This is a genomic window from Streptomyces sp. BE303 (assembly GCF_036290945.1).
GTDB lineage: Bacteria > Actinomycetota > Actinomycetes > Streptomycetales > Streptomycetaceae > Kitasatospora.
In genome coordinates this window covers 136,126-157,486 of the sequence record NZ_JAQYWZ010000911.1, presented here as the reverse complement: position 1 = coordinate 157,486, position 21,361 = coordinate 136,126, and the positions used below count along the sequence as shown (strand labels likewise).

General features: G+C 74.2%; 16 protein-coding genes. 7 read left to right on the top strand and 9 right to left on the bottom strand.

Features of this window, described 5'->3' with window-relative positions:
• The first annotated feature begins 1 nt into the window (after nt 1).
• Both PUR56_RS36230 and PUR56_RS36225 read left to right on the top strand, forming a co-directional pair.
• Nucleotides 2-1,663: a VWA domain-containing protein gene (locus PUR56_RS36230; protein ID WP_329952076.1), complete on the top strand. Its 1,662-nt coding sequence runs from the start codon at nt 2-4 to the stop codon at nt 1,661-1,663.
• The gene (locus PUR56_RS36225; protein ID WP_329952075.1) at nt 1,650-2,372 is read left to right on the top strand and encodes a hypothetical protein; all 723 of its coding nucleotides are present in this window, start codon (nt 1,650-1,652) and stop codon (nt 2,370-2,372) included. The genes PUR56_RS36230 and PUR56_RS36225 overlap by 14 nt, the downstream gene beginning before the upstream one ends.
• Nucleotides 2,373-2,469: 97 nt before the next feature.
• On the opposite strand, the gene PUR56_RS36220 is transcribed toward PUR56_RS36225, so the two are convergent.
• On the bottom strand, nt 2,470-6,054 hold the full coding sequence (locus tag PUR56_RS36220) for a helix-turn-helix transcriptional regulator (RefSeq protein ID WP_329952074.1): 3,585 nt from the start codon (nt 6,052-6,054) through the stop codon (nt 2,470-2,472).
• A gap of 735 nt (nt 6,055-6,789) precedes the next feature.
• Here PUR56_RS36220 and PUR56_RS36215 point away from each other — a divergent pair.
• From PUR56_RS36215 to PUR56_RS36205, 3 genes are all read left to right on the top strand, one after another.
• A complete protein-coding gene (locus PUR56_RS36215) occupies nt 6,790-7,434 on the top strand; it encodes a helix-turn-helix transcriptional regulator (protein WP_329879211.1) in 645 nt (214 codons plus the stop codon).
• Between the two features lie 246 nt (nt 7,435-7,680).
• Entirely contained in the window at nt 7,681-9,507 is a 1,827-nt protein-coding gene (locus tag PUR56_RS36210; protein ID WP_329952073.1) for a bifunctional metallophosphatase/5'-nucleotidase, read from the top strand.
• A 147-nt stretch (nt 9,508-9,654) separates the two neighbouring features.
• Entirely contained in the window at nt 9,655-10,083 is a 429-nt protein-coding gene (locus PUR56_RS36205) for a hypothetical protein (RefSeq protein ID WP_329882073.1), read from the top strand.
• Between the two features lie 7 nt (nt 10,084-10,090).
• Here PUR56_RS36205 and PUR56_RS36200 read toward each other — a convergent pair whose 3' ends face one another.
• Both PUR56_RS36200 and PUR56_RS36195 read right to left on the bottom strand, forming a co-directional pair.
• Nucleotides 10,091-11,113 (bottom strand): BtrH N-terminal domain-containing protein, encoded by a 1,023-nt coding sequence (locus PUR56_RS36200; protein ID WP_329952072.1) that lies wholly within the window; start codon nt 11,111-11,113, stop codon nt 10,091-10,093.
• Nucleotides 11,110-12,012, bottom strand: coding sequence for a MerR family transcriptional regulator (locus PUR56_RS36195; RefSeq protein WP_329952071.1), 903 nt, complete (start codon nt 12,010-12,012; stop codon nt 11,110-11,112). Before PUR56_RS36195 ends, PUR56_RS36200 begins: the two co-directional genes overlap by 4 nt.
• A 211-nt stretch (nt 12,013-12,223) precedes the next feature.
• Here PUR56_RS36195 and PUR56_RS36190 point away from each other — a divergent pair, with 211 nt between their 5' ends.
• Both PUR56_RS36190 and PUR56_RS36185 read left to right on the top strand, forming a co-directional pair.
• Nucleotides 12,224-13,150: an NADP-dependent oxidoreductase gene (locus tag PUR56_RS36190; RefSeq protein WP_329952070.1), complete on the top strand. Its 927-nt coding sequence runs from the start codon at nt 12,224-12,226 to the stop codon at nt 13,148-13,150.
• A gap of 49 nt (nt 13,151-13,199) precedes the next feature.
• Nucleotides 13,200-14,135, top strand: coding sequence for an AraC family transcriptional regulator (locus PUR56_RS36185; protein ID WP_329952069.1), 936 nt, complete (start codon nt 13,200-13,202; stop codon nt 14,133-14,135).
• A 128-nt stretch (nt 14,136-14,263) separates the two neighbouring features.
• Here the strand turns inward: PUR56_RS36185 and PUR56_RS36180 are convergent, their stop codons facing one another.
• The 6 genes from PUR56_RS36180 to PUR56_RS36155 all read right to left on the bottom strand — a co-directional run bounded on the left by PUR56_RS36180 (nt 14,264) and on the right by PUR56_RS36155 (nt 21,304).
• Nucleotides 14,264-15,355 (bottom strand): NAD(P)/FAD-dependent oxidoreductase, encoded by a 1,092-nt coding sequence (locus PUR56_RS36180; RefSeq protein WP_329952068.1) that lies wholly within the window; start codon nt 15,353-15,355, stop codon nt 14,264-14,266.
• Nucleotides 15,356-15,451: 96 nt separating this feature from the next.
• Nucleotides 15,452-15,940, bottom strand: coding sequence for a MarR family winged helix-turn-helix transcriptional regulator (locus PUR56_RS36175; protein ID WP_380361001.1), 489 nt, complete (start codon nt 15,938-15,940; stop codon nt 15,452-15,454).
• A 441-nt stretch (nt 15,941-16,381) separates the two neighbouring features.
• On the bottom strand, nt 16,382-17,236 hold the full coding sequence (locus PUR56_RS36170) for an SAM-dependent methyltransferase (RefSeq protein WP_329952067.1): 855 nt from the start codon (nt 17,234-17,236) through the stop codon (nt 16,382-16,384).
• Nucleotides 17,237-17,384: 148 nt separating this feature from the next.
• Nucleotides 17,385-18,842 carry an aldehyde dehydrogenase family protein gene (locus tag PUR56_RS36165; protein WP_329882081.1) on the bottom strand — a complete coding sequence of 486 codons (1,458 nt, stop codon included), beginning with the start codon at nt 18,840-18,842 and terminating at the stop codon, nt 17,385-17,387.
• A gap of 81 nt (nt 18,843-18,923) precedes the next feature.
• Nucleotides 18,924-19,790, bottom strand: a complete 867-nt coding sequence (locus tag PUR56_RS36160; protein ID WP_329882082.1) for a helix-turn-helix domain-containing protein — start codon at nt 19,788-19,790, stop codon at nt 18,924-18,926.
• Nucleotides 19,791-20,038: 248 nt separating this feature from the next.
• A complete protein-coding gene (locus tag PUR56_RS36155) occupies nt 20,039-21,304 on the bottom strand; it encodes an MFS transporter (RefSeq protein ID WP_329952066.1) in 1,266 nt (421 codons plus the stop codon).
• Between the last annotated feature and the right edge of the window lie 57 nt (nt 21,305-21,361).

Here is a 21,361-nt window from a genome sequence, read left to right as displayed (position 1 = left end):
CATGACGAGCAGGACGGCGATGATGCGGAAGAGCGGTGCGCGGGGCCTGGCGGTCGGGCTGGCCGTGCTGGTGGCGACGGTGACGGCGTGCACGTCCTCGCCCAAGGCCGATCCACCGCCCAAGCAGAGCGACGCCCCGGCGCCGACCGCGCAGGCGGGAGTGCTGCGGGTGCTCGCGGGCAGCGAGCTGCAGGACATGGCGCCGGTGCTGGAGGAGGCGCAGAAGGCGACCGGGGTGACCGTGCAGTTCGCCTGGACGGGGTCGCTGGACGGGGCGGACGCGGTCTCCTCGGGCAAGACGGACGGCAAGTACGACGCGATCTGGTTCCCGTCGAACCAGTACCTGCACCTGGACGACGGGAGCAGGTCGAAGCTGCTGTCCGAGACACCGGTGATGACCTCGCCGGTGGCGTTCGGCGTCCGTTCCTCGGTACTCGCCGACCTCGCCTGGGGCGACGGTTCGAAGGTGACGTGGGGGAACCTGGCGGAGGCCGCGGCCTCCGGCAAGCTGCGCTACGGGATGGCGGACCCGTCCCGGTCGAACTCGGGCTTCTCGGCGCTGGTGGCGGTGGCCTCGGCCTTCTCGGGGGCGAGCGCGGCACTGACCGGGGCGGACGTGCAGAAGGCGACGCCGTCGCTGAAGCAGTTCTTCACCGGGCAGAAGCTGACGTCCGGTTCGTCCGGCTGGCTGACGCAGGCGTACTCCCGGGCCGAGCAGGGCTCGGTGGGGGCGCTGGTGAACTACGAGTCGGTGCTGCTGTCGCTGAACAAGACGCTGCCCGCCGACCAGCAGCTCACCGTGGTCCGCCCGACGGACGGCGTGGTGACGGCCAACTATCCTCTGACGCTGCTGAGTTCCTCGTCGGAGCGGGAGCGGGAGGCGTTCGGGCGACTGACCGCGTACCTGCTCAAGGACGACGTGCAGAAGCGGATCTCGGAGCTGACGCTGCGCCGCCCGATCGGGGCGGGGGTCGGGCCGGCCGCCGGCCTGCCGACGGACCGGCGGCACGAGCTGCCGTTCCCGGGGACGCGCGCGGTGGCGGACGGGTTGCTGTCCTCGTACCAGAACGAGCTGCGGCGCCCGTCGCGGACGGTGTACGTGCTGGACACCTCCGGGTCGATGGCGGGGCCGCGGCTGGCGTCGTTGAAGTCGGCGATGGGCCGGCTGACGGGGGCGGACGACACCCGGGGGGTGCGGCGGTTCCGGGACCGGGAGGAGGTCACGCTGATCTCCTTCGCGTCGAAGGTGAAGTCGACGAAGACGCACGCGGTGCCGTCGGGGGCCGCGGCGCAGCAGGAGCTGGCGTCGATCAACGCGGACGTGCAGGCGTTGTCGTCGGACGGCGGGACGGCGGTGTACTCGTCGTTGCAGGAGGCGTACCGGGTGATCCAGCGGCAGCAGGCCGCGGCGGGGGACGACCGGTTCACGTCGATCGTGCTGATGTCGGACGGGGAGAGCAACGAGGGGGCGACCGACAAGGACTTCAGGTCGTTCCACGGGGGGTTGCCGGCGGCGCAGAAGTCGGTGCCGGTGTTCCCGATCCTGTTCGGTGACGCGGCGAAGGGGCAGTTGCAGGGGATCGCGGACCTGACGGGCGGCAAGCTGTTCGACGGGACGGGCTCGCTGGACGGGGCGTTCGAGGAGATCCGTGGCTACCAGTAACGGTGGCGGCGAGGGCGGCGGGCGGGTCCTGCGGTACCTGGGGTCCGTCCGCAACATCGCGGCCTGCGTGGCCGGTGCGGGCGGGCTGGGGCTGCACTTCGCGGGGTACGGCGGGGACTGGTGGCCGGGGATCGTGGTCGGGCTGTACGGCGCGGTGGCGTTGTTGGTGCCGGGTGGCGGGCCGAAGGAGCCGGCGGGGTCGCGGGGGGCGGTGCCGGCGGGGGGTTCGGCGGGGTCCGGGGCGTCGGAGGAGACGTCGTCGTCGTTGCCGGTGCCGCAGGTGTCGGTGTCGTCGATGTCGCTGCCGTCGGTGGTCTCGTCCCCGCCGGCCGTCCCGGTCGCGCCGGTGTCACCGCCGTCGTCGCCGGTGCCGCCGCGGGTGCCGCCGGTCGTGCGGCAGTCGCCGTCGTCGCCGGTCGTGCCGGTCTCGGCCCAGCCTCCGCCGTACTGGCCGGAGCTGGACGCGCTGGCGGCGTTCGTCCGGTCGGCGCCGCTGCCCGCGTCGGCGCGGGTGCCGGTGTTGCTGGAGCGGTTGCGCAGTGCGGGTCCGGGGCCGACGACGGAGCCGATCGTGGTGCGTCGGCTGCCGCTGGCGGTGGACGGCTATCTGCGGGCGCGGACCTGGCAGCCGTGGACGCCGAACGGGGCCGATCCGGCGGCCGAACTGGCCCGCGTGGTGGACGAGATGGCGGCGATGGTCCCGGCGTAGCGGCGCCGCGCCGGGCGCACGGGCACGGCTCGGCGCGGCCCGGCGCGGCCCGGGGGACGTACGGGAGGAGGGGTGGGCGGGGAGGGGACTCCTCCGCTCACCCCTCCAGCACGCCTGCCAGTTCCAGGCGCCGCCGCACCCCGAGTTTCCGGAAGCTGTTGGTCAGGTGGGTCTCGACCGTCCGGACGGCGAGGTGCAGCATGGCCGCGATCTCGGCGTTGGAGTGCCCGGCCGCGGCGAGCCGGCAGATGCGCAGTTCGCTGTCGGTGAGGGCCTCGGCGCCGGCCTGTTCGCCGCGGCCGGTCCGGGCGCCGGAGGCGCGGAGCGATTCCAGTGCGGCGGCGCGCTGCCGGACGGCGCCGAGGCGTTCGGCCCGGCCGGCGGCCTCGCGCAGGGCGCGGCGGGCGGCGCCGCGGCGCCCGCCCTCGGCGAGGAGGCGGCCGTAGGTGATCAGGGCGGGGATGAGTTCGGTGTCCAGTTCGGCGCCGCGCAGCAGGTGGACGGCCTCGGCGGCGAGGTCGAGGCCGTGGCGTCCGCCGGTGGCGGCGGCGAGGGTGCGCAGGGCGCGGCCGACGGTGCGCGGGGTGCCCCAGACGCGGGCCAGGCGCAGTTCCTCCTCGGCGAGGGCGACGGCGGGGCCCGGTTCGCCGAGTTGGAGGTGGCATTCGGCGGCGGCGGAGCGCCAGGGGGTGACGATGGGGCTGCGGACCTGGCGTTCGCCCTGGCGGCGTCCGCATTCGAGGAGGTCGGCGAGGGCTTCGGCGGGTTCGCCGGAGGCGAGCCGGAGCAGGCCGCGGGCGTAGAGGTACTCGTTCCATTCCCAGGAGTCCTGGGCGCGGTCGGCGGCGACGGCGCGGGCGAGTCCGTGGGCCTGCCAGAGCCGGCCGGTCTCGACGAGGGCGAGGACGGCCTGGGCGACGAGGTGGGCGTTCTGCTGGCCGAGGAGTTCGGCGTAGCGGCCGGGTGCGGTGTCGTCGCCGCCCCGCGTGGTCGTCGCGGCCCGGGTGGCGCGCGGGGCCGTGCCCGGCTCCGCGCCCGGCTCCGCGCCCGTTCCGGTGGCCGTCTCCGTGCCTGCGACTGCCGTGCCCGTGCCCGTGCCTGCGGGCGCCGCGTCGGGGCCCGTCCCGGTGTCCGCCTCCGGGGTCCCGCCGGGGACCGTGCCGCCGCCCTGTTCGGCGCAGGCGCCGCTCCACCAGGAGCGGTCGCCCGTGTCGGCGCCGCCCCAGGTGTGCAGCCGGGGCAGTCCGGGCGGGCCCCACGGGGTGGACCGGAGGACCGACTGGGCGGTCGGGCGGGCGGCGGGCGGTACGGGGGGACCGGACGACGCGCGGGACCCGGGGGCCGTGAGCGCGTAGTCGTCGAGCAGCGCCTGGTACTCGCCCCGCATGATCCTGGTCTCGGCCCTGACGGAGAGCAGGCACTGGTAGCCGGGGTCGAGCGGGCCGCCGCGGTAGGCGGCGAGGCCGCGGGTGACGAATTCGTCGGTCTGGTCGAGCTGGTCGCTCCACTGGGCGAGCGTGGCGAGTGAGACGAGCAGGTAGGAGCGGCAGAGCGGGTCGACGGGGGAGCCGTCGAGTTCGCGGACCCGTTCGGTGACCTCGGCGGCGGAGAGCAGGCCGCTGGTGGCGTCGAACTCGGTGAGCAGCGCGTAGGCGGGCGGCGCGAGCCGGTGCGGGGTGCGGGCGGCGAAGCGCTGGACGCCTTCGACGACCTGGAGCCAGCTGCGGCCGTCGTGGGCGGCGATCTGTGCGGTGGCGGCCTGGACGGCGTGGACGAGGTCCTCCCGGTCGGCGAAGCGGTCGGCGAGGTCCTCCATGAGTTCGAGTGCGGCGGCGGTGTCGCCGCGGGTGGCGAGGACGGCGCCGAGGGTGCCGGCGGCGCGGAAGACGCCTTCGTCGGACTGCTGGAGGTGGACGGCCTCGGCGAGGTGGCGCAGGCCGACGGTGCGTTCGGCCGGTCCGAGGGTGACTTCGAGGCCGCCGAGCTCGGTGAGCAGCAGGCCGCGCTGACGGTCGCTGAGGGGTTCGGCGAGGACGCGGCGCAGCAGGGTGGCGGCGTCGGCGGGGCGGTCGGCGTCGGCGGCCTTGCGGGCGGCGCGGCGGAGGGTCTCGGTGGCCCAGTGGGGGGTGGGGGCGGAGGTGAGCAGGAGGTGGCCGGCTATCCGTTCGTCGGGGGCGCCGCTGCAGTGGAGGTGTTCGGCGGCGGCGCGGTGGACCTCGGCCCGGTGGCCGGGGCCGTGGCCGGCGAGGACGGCGTCGGCGAGCAGGGGGTGGGCGAACCGGGGCCAGCGGCCGGGGGCGGGTGCGGCGAGGTGTCCGTGGGCGGTGAGGTCGGCGAGCCAGCCGGTGAGGCGGCCGGGGTCGGCGTCGGTGAGGTCGGCGAGCAGGGGGACGAGGTCGGCGTGGGCGGTGCCGGGGGCGGTGGTGGCCGCGGCGGGGTGTTCGCGCATCCGGGCGAGGACGCGGGCGGCGGTGACGGCCTGGTCGCCGCCGCCGTGCAGCCAGGTGTCGACGGCTTCGGCGAAGGCGCCGCCGGGCAGGGCGGCGCATGTGTCGGGGAGGGCGCCGTCGTCGTCGGGGAGGGTCGCCGGGTCGTCGGGGAGGGCGACCGCGGCGGCGGTGCGGGGGTGGGCCCCTTCGGCGGCGGACGCGCCGGCGCCGGGACCCGGGCCGGGGCCGGGGCCGAGGTCGAGCCCGAGGTCCCGGCCGAGGCCGAGGTCGAGACCCAGGTCGAGCCCGAGGTCCGGTCCGAGGTCCGGTCCGGCACCGACGGCGTACAGGGCGGCCGTGCCCGCGTACGGCCGCGCGCCGGCGGTGAACGGCCCCGCACCGGCGGCGTAGGGCCCCGGGACGGGCTCCAGCTCGCGGTGTGCCGGTCCCAGCGCGCGCCGCCCGTACCCCGGCTCGTGGCGGCTGGGTCCCGGCTCGTACCGCCCCGGCCCGAGGTCGGAGAGGAGGGCGGTGAGCAGCAGCGGGTTGCCGCCGGTGGCGCGGGCGCAGTCGGCGGCGAGGGTGGGGGGTGTGCCGGGGCCGAGGTGTTCCTCGGCGAGGCGGACGGCGGTGGGGGTGCTGAGCGGGCCGAGGCGGAGGGTGGCGGCGAGCTCGGCGGGCAGGTCGCGGCCGAACCGGTCGGGCGGGGTGGCGAGGGTGTTCTGGCGGCGTTCGGTGACGAGCAGCAGGACGGGCAGCCGGTCGATCCGGCGGGCGACCTGGCGCAGCCAGCGGCGGGAGGGTTCGTCGGCGAGGTGGATGTCGTCGACGGCGAGCAGGACGGGGTGGTGGTTGGCGTGCAGGCGGAGCAGGGACCAGAGGGTGGCCTCGGCGGTGTCCGGATCGGTGGCGGTGCCGGTGCCGTAGGGGTTCGGCGGGTTGCCGTACGGGAAGTGGCCGTAGGGGACGTGGCCGTACGGGCCGACCGGGGCGGGGCCGGTGTCGAAGAGCTGGCGGGCGGCGGCGTAGGGGGTGGCCCGCTCGTCGGCCGAGCAGCGGGAGCGGAGCACGGTGGTGCCGGCCGCGCCGGCCTGGCGGGCGGCCTCGGCGAGGAGGGCGCTGCGGCCGGTGCCGGCGGCGCCGGTGATCATCAGGACGCTGCCGGTGCCGGCGCGGGCGGCCTCGGTGTGGTCGGTGATCCGCCGCAGGTGCGGTTCGCGTTCCGCGAGGCGGGTGGACGTGGCGGTCCTCATCCGTGCTCCCCTTCTCCCCTCTGCCCTCTCCGGGCACCCGTCGCTGTCCGAACGGGCAGTGTCTGCCGTTGTATCGGGTAAACAGCTTGACCTCCTATTCACGCGTTCGCCCCATGGTCCGGTTCGCGCCTCGGCAAAATGTCGTGCGCGTGTTGCGTACGACCGCTCCGCGGGGCGTCGAGGGGCCCGGGCGGAGGAGGGGCGGGGCGGGGAACCGGCACCTGGTCGGGTCCGTCGCGGTGGCTGTGACCGGGGTCCCGGGGGCGGCGGTGGCCGTGGGCCCGGTCGCGGCCGCGGGGGTGACCCGGGGCCCGGTTCCGGATGGGACCGTGGTCCCGGCCCGTGGCCAGATCTCGTGGTGGACCACGATGGCCGGGAGCGGTCCCCGACGGGAAGCATGGAGCCTGGGTCCGGGGCACGGGCAGCGCTCCCGGATCGCCGTTGAACGGTTCACCACCCCCGGGGCACGCGGCGCCCGTACGGTTCGGCGTCCGCCGCCGGGGTGGCCGGGCCTGTTTTCCCAGGAGGGGGCCAGATTTGACTGTCCTGCACACCGAGTACGACCGCCGGGTTCCGGCGGGGCGGGCGTCGGCGCCGGTCGCGCGCACCGTTCCACCGCAACGGCCGGTGGCGTCCCGTTCCGTCGCCGCGAACCCTCTTGTGACTCCCGGTGCCGCTCCGGCCGTCCACCCCCAGGTGACCGCGCCGGCTCCGGCCCGTCCTTCGGGTGGCACCGTGGGTGCCACGGCCCGTTCGGCGACCGTTCCGGTGGCCGTCCAGGCTGCCGATCCGCTGTCCCGGGCGGGCGCGGAGGCGCAGCTGCGCCGGTTCCCGGGGGTGGCGGTGGTGGATCCGACCGGCACGTCCGCGCCGGGCACGGTCACCGTGCTGGTCACCGAGTCCGCCGACGCCGCTGCCACGGCCGCCCTGCGCCGGCTGGTGCGCGGTGCCGGGCAGCGGGTGGTGCTGGTGGTCGAGCGGATGCGTGAGACCGAGCTGTTGGAGGCCGTGGAGTGCGGGGTGGCCGCGATCCTGTGGCGCCGGGAGGCCACGCCGGAGCGGCTCGGCCGTGCGGTGCTGGCCGCCGCCCGGGGCGACGGCGATCTGCCGGCCGATCTCCAGGGCCGGCTGATCGCCCAGGTGGGCCGGTTGCAACGGTCCGTCCAGGGGATGCCGGGCCATGCGCCGGCGGGCCTGTCGGAGCGCGAGTCGGACGTGCTGCGGCTGGTTGCGGAGGGGTGGGACACCGGGGAGATCGCGGCCCGGCTGTCGTACTCCGAGCGGACCGTCAAGAACGTGCTGCACGGTCTGACCACGCGTCTGCAGCTGCGCAACCGGGCGCACGCGGTGGCCCACGCGGTCCGCGAGGGCTACATCTAGGCACGCGCGGCGGTCGCCGTTCGTGACGCGGGCGGGCGGGTACAGCACCCGCCCGCCCGCGTCACGAACGAGTCGCCAAGATCTCACCTGCCGGACAGCTCGGGGGGCTACCCATCGCCGGGGGCGCACGGCACACTTCTACGCGCGTACCTCTACGCGCGTCACAGAGCCTGTGGGCCGCTACCGTCGGCCGTCGTCGGCCCTTGTTGACGATCCGTTTCGCAGTCCCCACCGGGAGAGTCGTCCATGCCCCTGAACCGCCGTGACTTCGTCGCCCGGTCCGCCGCCACCGCCGCGGGCGCCGCGCTGGCCGGCAGCGCCACCCTGGCCGCCGCCTCCCCGGCCGCGGCCGCCGGTCCGGAGGACGCCCGCGCCAAGGGCCGGAACAAGCGGCAGGCCTTCACCGTCATGGGCACCACCGACCTGCACGGCCGGGTGCTCAACTGGGACTACTTCACCGACGCGGTCTACGCGGACAAGGCGCACAACGAGGTCGGCCTCGCCAAGATCTCCACGCTGGCCAAGCAGGTCCGCGAGGAGAAGGGCTGGGACCGCACCCTGCTGATCGACGCCGGCGACACCATCCAGGGCACCCAGCTGACCTACTACTACGCCCGGGTCGAGCCGATCGCCACCGAGGCCGACACCGCGCCCGAGCACCCGATGGCGCTCGCCATGAACACCATGGAGTACACCGCCGCCGCGCTCGGCAACCACGAGTTCAACTACGGCATCGACACCCTGCGCGCCTTCGAGGAGCAGCTCGACTTCCCGCTGCTCGGCGCCAACGCGCTGAACGCCCGCAACGACAAGCCGGCCTTCCCGCCGTACGTGATCCGCAAGCTGAAGCTGGGCAACGGCCCGGCCCTCAAGGTCGGTATCCTCGGCCTCACCAACCCGGGCATCGCGATCTGGGACAAGGCGAACGTCGCCGGAAAGATGACCTTCCCGGGCATCGTCGAGACCGCCAAGGTCTGGGTGCCCCGGCTGAAGGCGGCCGGTGCGGACGTCGTCGTCGTCGCCTGCCACTCCGGCATCGACGAGGCCACCTCGTACGGCGACCAGCTGCCGTGGGCGGAGAACGCCTCCGGCGCGCTCGCCGAGCAGGTGCCCGGCATCGACGCGATCCTGGTCGGCCACGCCCACAAGGAGATCCCGCAGCGGCTGATCGCCAACAAGGAGACCGGCAAGGCCGTCGTGCTCTCCGAGCCGCTCTGCTGGGGCCAGCGGCTGACCTGCTTCGACTTCGAGGTCGAGCTGGACAAGGGCGCCTGGAAGGTCGTCTCGCTCTCGGCCCGGGTGCTGAACTCCAACACCGTCCCGGAGGACCCGGAGATCGTCGACCTGATGACCGACCAGCACAGGAAGGTCGTCGAGTACGTCAACCAGGTCATCGGCACCGCCGCGATCGAGCTCTCGATCGCCGAGGCCCCGTTCCGGGACACGCCGATCATCGACCTCATCGGCCGGGTCCAGGCCGACGTGGTCCGTGCCGCACTGGCCGGCGGCCAGTACGCCGAGCTGCCGGTCCTCGCCCAGGCTGCGCCGTTCAACCGCACCGCCGTCATCCCGGCCGGCCAGGTCAAGCTGCGCGACGCCGCCGGCCTGTACATCTACGAGAACACCCTGGAGGCCCGCGTCCTGACGGGGGCTCAGATCAAGGACTACCTGGAGTACTCGGCGAAGTACTACGCCCAGGTCGCCCCCGGCGCGCCGATCGACCGGGCCGCCCTGACCAACGCGCAGAACACCCCGGACTACAACTACGACGCGGTGTACGGCGTCTCGTACGACATCGACATCGCCCAGCCGGTCGGCTCCCGGATCGTCGGCCTCAGCTTCGAGGGCAAACCGATCGACCCGCAGGCGCAGTTCGTCCTCGCGGTCAACAACTACCGCGCCAACGGCGGCGGCAACTTCCCGCACGTCGCGGCCGCCCAGAAGCTGTGGGCCAACTCCGACGAGATCCGCAACGCGATGATCGGGTGGGTGAAGGAGAAGGGCGTCATCGACCCGGCGGACTTCCACACCGCGTCGTGGCGCCTGGTCCGCGCCGGCCAGCCGGTCTTCTAGGCCGGACTCCTGCGGACCCTTTCGCGGACCCTCCCACGGGAGGACCGGCGAACCGCCGCGTCCGCCGTACGCATCGAAGGAACAGCCCCCGGGGCCCTCGCCCCGGGGCCTGTTCCCGTCCGTGCCGCCCGCCGTTAGCCTGTCGGCATGCGCATCATCGCCAGCTGGCCGCTGGACGGCGAGCCCCCGGCCACCGTGCCGGCCGAGTTCCGCGAGCCCTGCACCCTGGTGGGGCGGGACCTGCTGCGCACGCTCGCCGACCGCGAGCTGCCACCGGGCGTCCGCTGGGAGCTCGCGGAGGAGCACTACTCCGGCTTCCTGCTGGGGCTGGGCGCACAGCACCCGCTGTTCACCCACGACACGGACCCCTACCTCCCGCCCGGCCCGCTCACCGCGTACGTGGCGGAGCAGGTCCAGGACCACCTGGCCGGTTACGAGTTCGTCCAGTGGCCGCCCTGCCCGGGGCACACCCACCTGCTGGAACCGGCCGCCGGCGGACCGGACGGGACGGCCTGGTGGCACTGCCGGACATCCCGGGCCGCCGTCACCCGGGTCGGCGAACTGCCCCCCGGCTAGCGGGCGTTCACTCGCCCAGCCGGCTCAACTCCCCCAGCCGGGTCAACTCCCCCATCGCCGAACGTTCCAGGGCCGCCAGCTCCCGCAGCAGCGCGCCCGCCTCGACCAGCTGCGCCGCCTCACCGGAGGTGCCGGCGGCGGCCACCAGCCGGGCCACCTCCGTCCAACCCCGCGCCGCCTCCGCGTACTTCGCGTGGGCGAGCCGGAGGCGCGGGTCGTCCAGGAGTTCCACGCACTCGCCGAGGAAGTCCCGGTAGAGGTTGCGGAACAGCGCGCCACCGGTACCGGCCAGCTCCATCATCCGGGCGGCCTGCGGCAGTCGGATCTCCGGCCGGTCGGCGCGCGCCTGCCAGCCCGGCACCAGCGCCGCCGCCTTGTCGACACCCCGGTGGCCGAGGTTGGCGATCGGTGGGTGGAGGAACGCGTCGGCGCAGGCGGTGAGCGCGGGCACCATCGCCTCCCGCACCAGCCTCTCCCGCGCCAACGGCCCCTGGAACGCGGCCGGTTCGCCCCGCAGGGCGAGCGTGAACGAGCGGTTCCGCGCCGTCATCGGCCCGCGCTCGGCGCGCGCCGCGGCCAGCGAGGCGAGGCTGGTGGTGACAGCGCCGCCCTGCTGCTCGGTGTCGACCAGCTGCGCGTCCCGGCCGTCATGGCCGTACATCGCGACGACGTGCCCGCCGAAGTGGACCTTCGAGGTGAAGTACTCCAGGTGGTAGCTGTCCACCTGGAGCCCGACCGGCCGGCCGGCGTCGAGTTCGGCGGCCACGTTCTCCCAGGCCCGGCGCGCGGATCCGGTCTCCTTGACCACGAGCTCCAGCCCGAGGCGCCCGGCCAGGTTCCGGGTCAGTTCGAACGGCCTGACCCGGCCGCCGAGGAACGGGAAGTCCAGGCCCTTGCCGTCCCAGTAGACGAACGACAGCCCGGCCCCGAGCCCGAACAGCATCGGTTCGGACAGGTCCAGGCCCTCGTGGCGCAGCAGCACCCCCAGGGCGGTCGTCTCGCAGTGCTTCGCCCCGCGCGGCTCCGTCATGTCGCGTCCTCCTCGACCCGTACGACCAACCTGGTCATCCATTCCTCGTCCGGCGCCTCACCGGGGCCGACCAGGTACGCCTCCCGGACCGGGGGCACCGGGCGCAGCCCGCGCTCGTGCACGGCGGAGAGCAGCGCGTGGTAGGCGAGCGGCAGTCGGGAGTACGGGCCGTGGTGCACGGTCTCGACGACCGGCCCGCCGGGCAGCACCTCGTACGCGAGGCCCCGCTCCACCCGTCCCCCCTCCGGTGACCCCTCCGGCGCCCCGGCCTGCGTCCCGACCGGCGTCCCGACGCCTTCCGTCGCCGGTAGCGCCGCCTCCACTTCCGCCCCGACGGCGATCCGCATCCCGTCCCCCAGGTCCAGCGGGAACAGGCCCCAGAGCGGGGGGCTCCACCGCGGGTCACCCGGTCCGCCCGGACCGGCGAGACCGGCCAGCAGCAGCCCGACGCACGCGCCGACCCGTTCCCCCAGCTCCGCGGGCCCGGCGGTCGCCCGGACCACCGCGAGCCGCCGGTCCGGCTCCCGGCCGCGGACGACCTCGTAGCCGGGCAGACCGCCGCCGTCGGCGAGACGTTCCAGCAGGTCCAGCCGGGCCCGGTCGCGGGTGATCCGTTCGGCGACGCGGTCGCGTTCGGCGCGCAGCAGGCGCGCGCGGTCGGGAGGCTCGGCGCAGAGGGTGGCGGCGATCACCGCCAGCGGGAGGTCGAGTTCGCGCAGCAGCACGATGGTGAGGGCGTCACGGGCCTGCCCGGGCGCGTAGTAGCGGTAGCCGGTGGCGGCGTCGACCCGGGCGGGGGCCAGCAGGCCGGTCTCGTCGTAGTGGCGGAGCTGTTTGACGCTCAGACGGCAGAGCCGGGCGAAGCGCCCGATGGTGAGGAGTTCGTCGTGGTCTGGCACCCCGCCATCGTGGACCCTCCCTCCGGGGGAGAGTCCACTTCGGCGGGGCCGCCCGAGCGGACGGCCTGGGCCGTCCGGACGGGCCCAGGCGGCCGGCCGGCGAGACGCCGGGACATCTTCCGGAGACAGCAGGATATTCATGCGCGCTCACGGCCTTCCTACTGTTGGAGACGTCACCAGCGGATCACCCCGGCAGAGAAGGAACAGTCCCATGCGCGCAGTCATCCAGAAGTCCGTCGGCGGCCCGGAGGTCCTGGAGGTCGTCGAGATCGACCGTCCCTCCCCGCTCGGCGCCGAGGTCCTCGTCCGGGTCCACGCCAGCGGCGTCAACCCGGTGGACGCGGCGGTCCGTTCGGGCAACTACCCGCTGCTCGGCGAGCCGCCGTTCGGGGTCGGCTGGGACATCTCGGGCGTGGTCGAGGCGGTCGGCCCGGGCGCCCGTTTCAAGCCGGGCGACGAGGTGTTCGGGCTGCCGTTCTTCCCGCGGGCCGCCACCGGCTACGCCGAGTACGTGGCGGTCCCGTCCCGCCAGGTGGCCCGCAAGCCCGCCTCGCTGGACCACGTGCAGGCGGCGGCCCTGCCGCTGGCGGGGCTGACCGCCTGGCAGGGTCTGGTGGACGCGGCGCGGCTCTCCGAGGGCGAGCGGGTGCTGATCCACCGTGCGGCGGGCGGCGTCGGCCACCTCGCCGTCCAGATCGCCAAGGCCCGGGGCGCCCACGTGATCGCGCTGGCGAGCGAGCCGAAGCACGCGTTCGTGCGCGGACTCGGCGCCGACGAGGTGATCGACTACCGGGCCGACGGCTACCTGGAGGCGGTCGGCGAGGTCGACGTGGTCTTCGACTCCTCCTCGCAGGGCACCGCCTCACTGCGGGTGCTGCGGCCGGGCGGCGTGCTCGTCTCGATCATGGAGCACTGGAACACCGCGCTCGCCGCCGAGGTGGAGGCCGCCGGGCGCCGGTTCGCGGGCATCTCGGTGGAGCCGGACTACGCCTCGCTGGAGGCGATCGCCAAGCTGGTCGACGAGGGCCGGATCCGGCCGCACATCGCCGACACCTTCCCGCTGGAGGAGGCGGGCAAGGCCCACGAGCTGATCGCCTCGGGGCGGACCCAGGGCAAGATCGTCCTCACCGTCGCCTGAGCCCGGGCTTCTAGGCTGCGGACATGCGTCACCTGACCGGGGAGAACACGTGGACATCCTGACCGAGGCGTTGAGCTCGATGCGGACGGGGCAGCCCACCTCCGTCCGCACCGAGGGGCGGGCGCCCTGGGGGCTGCGTCTTCCCCCGGTCGCGGGCGCCGGGTTCCACGTGGTGCTGTACGGAACGTGCTGGCTGGTCCCGCTGGACGACGCCCCCGGGCTGGCGCCGGTCGCGCTCAGCCCGGGGGACGTGGTCTTCCTGCGGGACGGTCGCGGCCACATCCTCGCCGACCACCCGGACACCCCGGCCGTCCCGGAACGGCCGGACCAGTTCCGGCCGAGCCTGCCGATCGGCACGGTCTCCATCGGCGGCGACGGGCCGCGCACCAGCCTGCTGTGCGGCAACTACCACCTGGACCAGGGGCGCCCACACCCCTTGGTGCGCCAGCTGCCGGAGATCATCCACCTGCCGACCCGGCACGGCCGGCACCCCGAACTCAGCGCGGCCGTGCAGCTGTTGGGCGCCGAGCTGGAGAACCCCAGGATCGGCTCGACCGGCATCGTCCCGGCCCTGATCGACTCGTTGCTCCTCTACATCCTGCGGGCGTGGTTCGAGGACCGGCCTGCGGCGACGGCCGCCGGCTGGGCGGCGGCCCTCGGCGACGCGGCCGTCGCCCCGGCGCTCACCGCCATCCACGAGGCGCCGTCCACCGCGTGGACGGTGGAGTCCCTGGCGGGCCGCGTGGGCCTCTCCCGGGCGGCCTTCGCCCGCCGCTTCACCAACCTCGTCGGCGAGCCGCCCATGGCCTACCTCACCCGGTGGCGGATGACCACGGCCGCCCGGCTGCTGCGCGAGTCCGAGGCCCCGCTCACCACCGTCGCCGCCCAGACCGGCTACGGCTCGGAGTACGCCTTCGCCAAGGCGTTCAAGCGCGAGTACGGGCAGGCCCCCGGCGGCTACCGCCGCGAGGCCCGCACGGCGTAGGGCCTGCCCGCCGCCGCCCCCGCCGGGCGCGCCGGAGCGGGGGCGGCGGAGCGGGGGAGGCGGCCTCCCGCCCTGGCGCCGCAGTCCCCCCGCGCGCCCGGACGGTGCGGCTCGGCGGACGGTGCGGCTCAGACCCTGCCGAACAGCTCGATGTACTGCGCGGTGAACAGGTCGCCGCCCTTGTACTGGGCGACCGTGGCCGCCGGGGCGAAGAACGGCCCGTCGGGTCCGGGCAGCTGGCCGACTCCGCCCCGCGGGCCGAGCGGCACCAGCATCGCCGCGTGGGACAGCGGCTGGTAGACCGCCTCGGCCGGCTCGCCCTTCAGCTGGGCGAGGATGTTCCGCGCCACCACCTCGGCGTGCCGGCCCGCGTTGCCCGCCATCTTGGGCTCGGCGACGTCGGTGAGGTCGCCGACCGCGTACACGTGCGGGTGGCCTTCGACGGCGAGGGTCTCGCCGACCCGGACCTGGCCCAGCTCGGTGCGCTCCAGCAGCAGGCCGTCGGCGAGGTAGTCGCTGTTGACCCGCACGCCGTACGCGCGGAACCAGATGTCGGCGGTGATCTCCGCGCCGTCCGTGGTGGCGACGGTGAACTCCCCGGCCCGGCCCGGTTCGGTGGCGGGCTGCCCGGCGAGGCCGGTGCCCAGGCGGAGCCGCACGCCCAGCTCGTCCAGCTGCCGGTGCAGGTCCTCGCGCACCTCGGGCAGGAAGGCCGGGAGCAACCGGTCGGCCGGGTCGAGGACGGTGACGTCCTTCGTCGGCCAGACCTCCTTGATCTCGCCGGCGAGCTCCAGCCCGACCGGTCCGGCGCCGACGATCAGGACCCGGGCGGCGGCGGCCAGTTCCTTGTGGGTCCCGCGGAGGTGCTCCAGCGCCTCGCCGGCGGAGTCGGCGGTGGGCTTGGCCGGGTAGGCGTAGGTCGAGCCGGTGGCGAGCACCAGGTAGTCGGCCTCGACGCGTCGGCCGGAGGCCAGGGTGACGCCGCCGGGGTCCACCGAGGCGGCGCGGTCGCGGATCACCTCGCCCCGGGCGAGCAGCGTGTCGTACGGGAAGAAGATGTTGCCCGCCCAGTCGGGCCGGACGAGCGCCCGCAGCGACCCGACGGCGTTGACGAAGGCGTCGCGCGGGTCGATCAGGACGACGTCGGCCTCGGCGTCGAGCGCCTTGGCCACCGCGGTTCCCCCGTACCCTCCGCCGACCACTACAACGGTACGACTCATGTCCCTTGCCCCCAAGCAGAAAAGAGTTGCAGTTCGCTCCACGAACATATTAGTTCGTTTCGCGAACTGCAACCCCTTCCGGCGAAAAGCCGGGCCTCAGCACGTGTGGCCGGCGCACCCCCCGACGCCTACGCCCGACTCCCCGAAGACCGCGGGCACCTTGTTGTCCAGCACCACCCGGCCGAGCAGGTCGGTGAGCACCTCCCGCTCGCCGGGGGCCAGACCGTCCGGCAGCGCCTCGATCCGGCGGCAGGTCTCGGTGTGGAACTCCTCGGCCAGCGCGGCACCCTCGGGCGTCAGCGCGACCCGCACCGCGCGCGCGTCCTCCGCGCAGCTCTCCCGTCGCACCAGACCGTTGCGCTCGGTGCGGTCGACCAGGCCGGTGAGGCTCGACTTGGCCAGCCGCAGGACCGACCCGAGCTCACCCATCACGAACGACCGCGCCATCAGCACGCAGAGCAGCTGACCCTGCTGCGGCGTGATCCCGTGGTCCCGCGCGGACTCCGTGTACACCGTGTCCACCAGGAACGCCGTCCGCACCAGCGCCCCCACGATCCCGATCCGGTCGTCATCACTCTTGTCCACCCGCCCAGACTAGCAGTCGGGCACCTTACAATTCGCGGTACGAACTATCCGTGACGCAGCCTGCCGCGGTGCGAGAATGACCGCACGGCCGGAGTCCACGCCGCCGAACGGCACGCCCGGTTGCCGGCCTGCGCGCAGAGCCTCACCCCTCCGTCGGGGTGGAGGATCGAGGTCTCCGGCGACGAGATCATCATGACGGCCGGCCGTCCGTGATCCACCAGCGGAACCTGCTGCTCGTCCGCCGCCGGTCCGACGCCTGCCGCCCCGCCGATCCGACGCCCCGCGAGAACACCGACCTCGCCTCGCCCCGCACCGGCAAGCTCCGCAGTCCCGACCTCACCTACGTCCCGATCGCCACCGTCGAGCCGGGCGGCAAGCAGGTGCCCGCCGAACCGCTCCGCCACCCGTCGGCCCGACGGCCGCGAGGCCCGGCCCGCCGCCCTACCGCTTCTCGCCGACGCCCGCCCAGATGCCCACCTGGGAGTCGGTGGACTGCTCGGGCCCGTCGGGGCGCCAGAGCGGCGCGGTGACCAGGCCGGGCTCGGCCAGGTCCAGGCCGTCGAAGAAGCGCAGCACCTGCGCGCGGCTGCGCATGGTCAGCTGTGCGGTGGCGCTGCGGTAGACGGCCGGACCGCGGGAGGCGTCGACGTCGGGGGTGAAGTCGAGAGTGCCGTGCGAGAGGACGAGGCGGCTGCCGGCCGGCAGCGCGTCCACGAGGGTGCGCACGATGCCGTACGGGTCGCGCTCCTCGTCGACGAAGTGCAGCACCGCGACGAGCAGCAGGCCGACCGGCTCGCCGGAGTCGAGCGCCCTGCGCACCTCGGGGGTCGCCAGGATCGCCGCGGGGTCACGCAGGTCGGCCTGGACCACGGAGGTGCTCCCGGCGGCGGTTCCGCTCAGCAGGGCGCGCCCGTGGACCAGCACGATCGGATCGTTGTCCAGGTAGACCACCCGCGCGTCGGGGTTCACCGCCTGGGCGATCTCGTGCGTGTTGCCTGCGCTCGGGATCCCGGTGCCGACGTCGACGAACTGCCGGATGCCCTCGGTGGCGAGCTGTCGCACGGCGCGGCCGAGGAAGGCCCGGTTGGCGACGGCGCTGATCCGCACCAGCGGGCTGATCGCGAGGACCTTCTCCGCGGCCGCGCGGTCGGCGGGGAAGTTGTCCTTGCCCCCGAGGTAGTAGTCGTACATCCGGGCGGGGTGCGGGATCTCCGGACGGAGGTCGGTGGGCGGGCGGGCCTCGTCGCCCTCACCGCCGACGAGCCAGTCCCGGCCGATCTCCTGATAGTCGGTCATCCCCGATACCCCCTGGGTCCGTTCCGGTCATATGCCGGGCAGCATAGGGCATCTGCCGTACACCTACGGAAACAAGGTGGAACCCGGCCGTCCGCCCGCCACGGCGGGGGGACGGCCGGACCCGTACGGCCGCACCGGCCGCGGCGCCTCAGAACGGGAAGCGGCTGCGTCCGTGCTGGATCGAGATCCACTTCACCGTGGTGAACGCGTCGACCGTGGACTCGCCGTTCAGCCGGCCGACGCCCGAGTTCTTCTCCCCGCCGAAGGGCACGATCGCCTCGTCCGCGATCGTGCCGTCGTTGACGTGGATCATGCCGGTCTCGATCCGCTGCGCCACCCGCACGCCGCGCTCGACGTCGGCGGTGTGCACCGCGCCGCTGAGCCCGAACGGGGTGTCGTTGGCGATCCGCACCGCCTCGTCCTCGCCGTCGAACGGCACCACCAGCACCACCGGCCCGAACAGTTCGCGGCGCAGGATCGGCGCGTCGGCCGGCAGGTCGCCGAGGACGACCGGGTCCATCAGGCTGCCGTTGGTCTCGCCGCGCAGCAGCGCCGTGGCGCCGGCGGCGAGCGCCTGGTCGACCTCGGCCCCGATGGCGGCGGCCTGGACGGGGTTGATCAGCGGGCCGATCTGGGTGGCCGGGTCCTTGGGGTCGCCGACCTTCAGGCCGGCGACCTTGGCGACGAACCTGGCGGTGAACTCCTCCGCCACGCTGCGGTCGACGAGGATCCGGTTGGCGGCCATGCAGACCTGGCCCTGGTGGGCGAAGCGGCTGAACACGGCGGCGGCGACCGCGTAGTCGAGGTCGGCGTCGTCCAGCACGATCAGCGCGCTGTTGCCGCCCAGCTCCAGCACGGTCCGCTTGAAGTGCGAGGCGGCGACGGTGGCGACGTGCCGGCCGACCTTGTCGGAGCCGGTGAAGGAGATCACCTTCGGCACCGGGTGCTCGATGAACGCGTCGCCGATCTCGGCGATGTCCGTGACCACGACGTTGAACAGGCCGGCCGGCAGGCCCGCCTCCTCGAAGATCTTGGCGAGCAGGGTGCCGCCGACCACCGGGGTCTCCTGGTGCGGCTTGAGCACCACGCCGTTGCCGAGCGCCAGCGCGGGCGCCACGGCCTTGATCGAGAGGAACAGCGGGAAGTTGAACGGGCTGATCACGCCGACCACGCCGACCGGCAGGCGGTAGAGCCGGTTCTCCTTGCCGTCGACCGGCGAGGGCAGCAGCCGGCCCTCGGCGCGCAGCGCCAGCTGCATCGCCTCGCGCAGCATGTCCTTGGTGAGGGCGAGTTCGAACCCGGCCTTGAGCGCGGTGCCGCCGAGCTCGACCATGATGGCCTCGGTGATCTCCTGCTCGCGCTCCTCGACGATCCGCAGCGCGCGCTCGAAGACCAGCCGGCGGGCGTACGGGTTGGTGGCCGCCCACTCCTTCTGCGCCCGTTCGGCGGCCCGGTACGCCTGGTCGACCTCGTCGACGGTGGCGACCGTGACGGTGGCGATCTTGTCACCGGTGAACGGGTCGACGTCGACGATGTCCCAGGAGCCGCTGCCATTGCGCCACTCGCCGTCGATGTACTGCAGCGCCAACTCGGAAAGGTACGACATCTAAGTCCCTCTCGTGCCGATTCGTGAACGCCCGCGAGCAGTTCGCGATCAGATCTGATCGAGGCTCATCGTACTGAGCGTCTACAGCTCTTGGCGTACGGAGCGAAGAAGTTCCCGTGTCCGGTCGAGGGAGAGACTGTCGGCCAGCAGGCCGTCCATCGCACCGGCGTACTCGGCCACCTCGGCCGGCTTGTCCAGGTAGAGCGCGGTGGTGAACTGCTCCAGGTAGACGATGTCGGGGAGGTCCTGGTCGTCGAAGGTCAGCACGGAGAACGCGCCGCCCTCCGCCCGCAGGCCGCCGAACCCCAGCGGCATCACCTGGAGCACCACGTTGGGCAGTTCGGTCAGCTCCAGCAGCCGGTCGACCTGGGCCCGCATCAGCTCCGGCCCGCCCCAGGGGCGGCGCAGCACGGCCTCGTCCAGCACCGCGAGCAGCCGGGGCGACTGCTCGGCGGTCAGCACCGCCTGCCGCTTGAGCCGCACCTCCACCCGGCGCTCGATCTCCTCCGCCTCGGTGACGTGCCCACCGTGGGTGATCACCGCCCGCGCGTAGTCGGCGGTCTGCAGCAGCCCGTGCACGAACTGGACCTCGTAGCTGCGGATCAGGGTGGCCGCCTCCTCCAGCCCCAGGTAGTTCTGGAACCAGCCCGGCAGGACGTCCCCGTACCCCTGCCACCAGGAGGTGGCGTTGGCGGCGCGGACCAGCCCCAGTACCGAGGCCCGTTCCTGCTCCGCCTCGACGCCGTACAGCGTCAGCAGGTCGGCGACGTCGCGCTCCTTGAAGCCGACCCGGCCGAGCTCCATCCGGCTGATCTTCGACTCGGAGGCCCGGATCGAGTACCCGGCCTCCTCGCGGCTGACTCCCCTCGCCTCCCGGAGCCGGCGCAGCTGTGACCCCAGCAGCAGACGCCGCACCGTGGCACCGCCGCCCGCCTGAGTCGCACTCATCGCCTCAACCTCCGCACCTCGCGCAGCCCCCCGGCCGTCGGCCGCAGTCTTCCATCAGGGACCGACAAACAACAGTCCTCGGTACGCCCCCGCGAACAGCCCGCCCGACGCGGTCCCCGGTGACCCGGCCGCCGTCGGCTTCGTGCCCGGGGCCGACCTGCCGCCCGGACACGCGCGGTAGTTGTCCCGTAGCTGCTCGGATTGCACTCTAGCCGTCGGACGGCCCTCTGGACATCCCCGGATCCCGGTCACCGCAAGCGTTCCAGCCGCATCAGGGCGGGAACGGCGGCCAGGCTCAGGACGAGCAGGAAGATCCAGGGCAGCGCGGTGCCGTGGCCGAGGAGGAGGGTGAGGAGTCCGGGGGCGACGGCCTGGCCGAGGTTCCAGGAGAGCTGGTAGACGGCGAGGTAGCGGCCGCGGCGGGCCGGGTCGGCGAGCGAGACGGAGAGTTCCTCGGCGTAGGGGGTGGAGACGGTCTCGGCGAGGTTGTAGACGGCCATCGCCAGGTAGAGGCCGGCCAGGACGGCCCAGCCGGGGGCGGCGGCCACGGCGGCGAAGAGTCCGAAGGCGACGGCGTTGAGCAGCGCGCCGGCCGCCACCACCCGGGTCGGCCGGAACCGTTCCAGCCGGCGGGCGACGGCGCTCTGGGTGAGCACCACCTGGACGCCGTTGAGGACGAGCAGCGAGCCGGCCACCCAGGCCTCCCGGTGCAGGCCCTCGACCAGGTAGACGGCGAGCAGCATGCTGATGATCATCGAGCCGAAGACGAAGGTGAGGTTGACGGCCACCAGCAGCAGGTACCGCCGGTCCCGGAGCACCGCCCGGTAGCCGCCGCGCTCGCGGGCGGCGGGCGCCACGCCCCGGGCCGCCCCCGCGGCCCCGTCCGGGCCCCTCCCCGGGGCCGCATCGGCCGCCGGGCGCCAGGAGGCCAGCATGACCGAGGCCAGGGCGAAGCTGACCGCGTTGAGCACCACCAGCGCCCGCAGCCCGCCCGTGCCGCCCCCGGCCACCAGGACGGCGCCCAGGGCCCCGCCGAGCCCCATCCCGGTGTTGCGCAGGGTCTGGACGAGCGCGAACCAGCGGGTCCGCTCGCCGTCGGCCGAGGCGAGCACCACCAGCCCGCTGCTGGACGTCCAGTAGCCGACGTGCCCGATCTGGGCCAGCAGGCAGACCAGCACGATCTGCCACAGCTGCCCGGCGACCAGGTAGCCCGCGAAGGCGACGGCGGAGAGCGCGTTGCCGCAGACGGCCGTGGTCCGGGCGCCGTAACGGTCGATCAGCGGGCCGACGACGATCGCGGTGGGCAGCGCCAGCAACCGGGCGGCGGAGACGGCGGCGCCGATCGCCGCCACGGTGAGGGAGGTGGTGCGGGCGAAGTAGACGAGGGTGAAGGCGAGGATCAGACCGGTGCCGAGGCTGTCCACGAGGTGGGCGGCGATCAGCCGGTGGCGGCCGGTGGTGACGGGGAGTCCGAGGCGGTCCCGGAGTGCGACAGGCACAACGGTGGTGGTCATGGGCCGAGCCTTTCGGCGATGATCGACCGCGCCCAGAGATTCGACCCTGTTCGAATC

Excerpts from the sequence above, each read along its gene's own strand:
- PUR56_RS36230 (WP_329952076.1), top strand. The coding sequence starts at position 2 with ATGACGAGCAGGACGGCGATGATGCGGAAGAGCGGTGCGCGGGGCCTG.
- PUR56_RS36220 (WP_329952074.1), bottom strand. The coding sequence starts at position 6,054 with ATGAGGACCGCCACGTCCACCCGCCTCGCGGAACGCGAACCGCACCTG.
- PUR56_RS36210 (WP_329952073.1), top strand. The coding sequence starts at position 7,681 with ATGCCCCTGAACCGCCGTGACTTCGTCGCCCGGTCCGCCGCCACCGCC.
- PUR56_RS36205 (WP_329882073.1), top strand. The coding sequence starts at position 9,655 with ATGCGCATCATCGCCAGCTGGCCGCTGGACGGCGAGCCCCCGGCCACC.
- PUR56_RS36200 (WP_329952072.1), bottom strand. The coding sequence starts at position 11,113 with ATGACGGAGCCGCGCGGGGCGAAGCACTGCGAGACGACCGCCCTGGGG.
- PUR56_RS36190 (WP_329952070.1), top strand. The coding sequence starts at position 12,224 with ATGCGCGCAGTCATCCAGAAGTCCGTCGGCGGCCCGGAGGTCCTGGAG.
- PUR56_RS36180 (WP_329952068.1), bottom strand. The coding sequence starts at position 15,355 with ATGAGTCGTACCGTTGTAGTGGTCGGCGGAGGGTACGGGGGAACCGCG.
- PUR56_RS36170 (WP_329952067.1), bottom strand. The coding sequence starts at position 17,236 with ATGACCGACTATCAGGAGATCGGCCGGGACTGGCTCGTCGGCGGTGAG.
- PUR56_RS36165 (WP_329882081.1), bottom strand. The coding sequence starts at position 18,842 with ATGTCGTACCTTTCCGAGTTGGCGCTGCAGTACATCGACGGCGAGTGG.
- PUR56_RS36160 (WP_329882082.1), bottom strand. The coding sequence starts at position 19,790 with ATGAGTGCGACTCAGGCGGGCGGCGGTGCCACGGTGCGGCGTCTGCTG.
- PUR56_RS36155 (WP_329952066.1), bottom strand. The coding sequence starts at position 21,304 with ATGACCACCACCGTTGTGCCTGTCGCACTCCGGGACCGCCTCGGACTC.